Below are 3,198 nucleotides of genomic sequence, written 5' to 3'. Positions count from 1 at the left end.
CCGGCGACGTACTTGACCAGCGGCGAGTAATGCAGGATCAGGGCGTCGCGGGCGGCACCGTCGTGGGTCTCGTGGTAGCGCTCCCACAGCGCCTCAGGATCCACCGCTGCTCCTGGTGATCGGCTCGTTACTCATCGTACGCATCGGTCGGCGATCCTTCATGGGGCCGATCCGGTCGGTCAGCTTCGTCACGTTCCACGTCGTGTTGGTCACGTTCCACGTGGTGGTCGTCGAGCACCGGCCGACCGGTGCCGGTCGGGTCCCCGGTGGCGGGCTGGTCGGCTCCGGAAGGGACCTCCTCGCCGGTGGCGTCGCTGTCGGCCGTGTCCCCCGTGCCCGCACCCAGCCGGCGTTCGTCGATCTCGTCCGGAGGCCCGTCCTCCGCGCCACCGGCGATCGGCTCGAGCGGTCGCGGATCGGGTCGCTTCTGCATGGTCTGTCGCTTTCCTGGGGTCACCCGCTCACCTAACCGGGTCGTGGCCCGCGGTCGGCATCATCGCACCCCGCCGACCGCCGGGGTCGGGTGATGCGAACGGCAGGCAACCGGCGGCCGTGGCGACCTGCGCGCGGCCCGGTCGCGGCTCGGAGCCCGCGCTCGGCGGCCGCTAGGGTGCCAGCGTCGGACGACCTGAGGGGACCGCATGACCACGAAGCTGCGCGTGACCGACGAGGACATCGACACCGCCTTCACCTCGGCATCGCCGCCGCGGGCTCAGGGCGACGCTGCTGACGGGGACGCAGCGGACGCCACCGACGGTGACGCAGCCGACAGCGACGCCACCGACGCCACCGACAGTGACGCCGCCGACAGCGACGCCGCCGACGCGGCCGACGCCGCTGACGCCGACGGAGAGGACGCCTGAGCCCGGGGCGATCCGGGGCCCCGGGCAGCCTGCGTCGCTGCGTCGGGGACGCCGACCGCTTCCTCCGGGAGGCCTGGGAGTCGTCCGCGCACCTGCACCGGCGCCGCGGCGACGACGACTTCGCGGATCTGCTCTCGCTCGACGACGTCGACCGGATCCTCGCCACCATGTCGCCGCGGCCGCCGGCGTTCCGCCTGGTGCGGGCAGGCGACACGCTCCCACGCGCCAGCTACACGCGGAGCGGCACGCTCGGCGGTCAGCGACTGAACGACCTGCCCGACATCGGACGCGTCTTCACGCTGTTCGACGAGGGCGCGACGATCGTGCTGCAGGGCCTGCACCGCTACTGGGAGCCGGTCACCCGCTTCTGCCATGAGCTCGAGGCGTTCCTCACCCAGCCCGTGCAGGCCAACGCCTACCTCACACCGCCGGTCGCCACCGGCTTGAACGTCCACCACGACACCCACGACGTCTTCGCCATGCAGACGTTCGGCCGGAAACACTGGGTGACGTACGCGCCCGTGGTCGACCATCCCGTGCCATCACAGCGCTGGGATCCGTCGCTCGGTGATCCCGGCGAGCCGGTGCTGGACGTCGACCTCGAGCCTGGCGACTGCCTGTACGTCCCGCGGGGCATGCTGCACGCGGCGCGGACGGTCGACACCGCGTCGCTGCACCTGACGCTCGGTGTCCGGAGCGTCACCTGGCACGACGTGTTCACCCAGGTGGTCACCGACGCGGCCGACGAGGTCCGGTTCCGTCAGGCGCTCCCCGCCGGGTACGCCGCCGACCCGGCCGGGTTCGCCGGGACCGTCTCCGCCCGGCTGAAGGAGTTGGCGTCCTGGATCGAGGAGCGCGACGGCGGGGAGATCACCGGCCGGCTGGCGGACCGCTTCTGGTCCTCGCGGCCACCGGTCCTCGACGGGCAGCTACGTCAGCTGCTCGACCTCGACTCCCTCGATCAGGACAGCCGCGTCAGCCGCCGTGACGGTGCCGTGGCCGACCTCGACGTCCGCGACGGGCGAGCCCGGTTGCAGCTCGGCGACCGGCGCCTCACCCTCCCGGCGGAGCTGGCACCGGTGATCGGGCGACTGCTGAGCGCCCAGCAGCTCCGTGTCGGCGACCTGACGGAGCTGGACGAAGGCAGCCGGCTGGTCCTGGTGCGCCGGCTGATCCGCGAGGGTCTGCTCGTGGCCGGCGGTGAGTGAGCGGTTCTCCTGCTCGCGGGCGGCACGGACTCGTGCGGAGCCGCTGCTGGCCACGGCCTCGCGTGTGCGCCGTTGGATCGCGCTCGAGCAGCCGGGAGCCTGGGGACGCGACGCGGTCATCGACAGCCGGCTGCAGCCCTCGACCGGCTGGGAGCTGCGGCGCCGCGCGCGGCAGGTCGGCGCCCGCCTGATCCTGATCCGTCGCCACGGTCGCGCCGCCGACGACGGCGCCGCGGTCACCTGCTTCGTGGCGCACTCCACGCCCCGTGCGTGCTGGGTGGAGCGGCTGACCGCCGACGATCCCGCGGAGCTGCTCGACCATGATCTCTCCCCGCTGGCGGCGGGCCGGTCGGTCGGGGGCCGGGCGGTCAGCCGCGGTCCGTACCTGGTCTGCACCAACGGCGCGCACGACCCGTGCTGCGCCGAGTTCGGCCGGCCGCTCGCGGCGGCGCTCAGCGTCGCGCGACCGGCCGAGACCTGGGAGTGCTCGCACATCGGCGGTGACCGCTTCGCCGGCAACCTCGTGATCCTCCCCGAGGGCCTGTACTTCGGGTGGGTCAGCCCCGCGGACGCTCCCGAGGTGGTCGAGCGGTACGAGACCGGGACGATCGATCTGACCCACTACCGGGGCCGCAGCTGCTATCCGTTCGCCGTTCAGGCAGCCGAGACCTTCATCCGGGAGAGGCTGGGGCTGACCGCGGTCGGTGCGCTCCGCGCGATCGGCCGAGGTCGCGTCGACGGAGACCTGCACGAGATCACCTTCGCCACGATCGACGGGCGACGGGTGGCCGCCACGGTGCGGGCGCATCCCGACCCGGAGGCGCGGCGCCTGACCTGCCGCGCGGCCGGCCGCATCTGCCCGCCGCGGTACGAGCTGGTCGACCTGCAGGCGCCGATGACCGGCTCCAGCGACCGGTAGCGTCGCTCGGGATGGGTCTCCACCATGGGATGCGGCTGGGAACAGCCATCGCAGTCGCCGGCCTGCTCGCTGTCGTGGGATGCACCCGCGCGCCAGCCAGCGATCCGCCGGGCGCCCGGCCCGCCACCGCCGGTGGTGGCATCGACGCCGGAGATCCAGGGGCGGCGGGGACCACCGACCCGGCCGCGGCCGGCGAGTCGCCCACCGC

General features: G+C 73.5%; 5 protein-coding genes. All 5 read left to right on the top strand.

From position 1 onward, the window contains the following. Positions 1–160 precede the first annotated feature (160 nt). Positions 161–469, top strand: a complete 309-nt coding sequence (locus tag M3N57_01400; GenBank protein ID MDP9021361.1) for a hypothetical protein — start codon at positions 161–163, stop codon at positions 467–469. A 172-nt stretch (positions 470–641) separates the two neighbouring features. Then, positions 642–863 (top strand): hypothetical protein, encoded by a 222-nt coding sequence (locus tag M3N57_01395; protein MDP9021360.1) that lies wholly within the window; start codon positions 642–644, stop codon positions 861–863. A 92-nt stretch (positions 864–955) separates the two neighbouring features. Beyond that, positions 956–2,071 (top strand): cupin domain-containing protein, encoded by a 1,116-nt coding sequence (locus tag M3N57_01390; GenBank protein ID MDP9021359.1) that lies wholly within the window; start codon positions 956–958, stop codon positions 2,069–2,071. 64 nt (positions 2,072–2,135) lie between these two features. Beyond that, positions 2,136–2,990, top strand: coding sequence for a sucrase ferredoxin (locus M3N57_01385; GenBank protein ID MDP9021358.1), 855 nt, complete (start codon positions 2,136–2,138; stop codon positions 2,988–2,990). An 11-nt stretch (positions 2,991–3,001) separates the two neighbouring features. Further along, positions 3,002–3,198, top strand: a 197-nt coding sequence (locus M3N57_01380) for a hypothetical protein (protein MDP9021357.1), incomplete at its 3' end; no start/stop codon positions are given.

This window comes from Actinomycetota bacterium, assembly GCA_030776725.1.
Lineage (GTDB): Bacteria > Actinomycetota > Nitriliruptoria > Nitriliruptorales > JAHWKO01 > JAHWKW01.
Note: the sequence above shows the minus strand (reverse complement) of the source record. Positions and strands in the feature narration are given on the sequence as shown.

Bases quoted from the DNA above. Each gene is read 5' to 3' on its own strand.
- M3N57_01400 (MDP9021361.1), top strand. From the start codon at position 161: ATGGGGCCGATCCGGTCGGTCAGCTTCGTCACGTTCCACGTCGTGTTG.
- M3N57_01395 (MDP9021360.1), top strand. From the start codon at position 642: ATGACCACGAAGCTGCGCGTGACCGACGAGGACATCGACACCGCCTTC.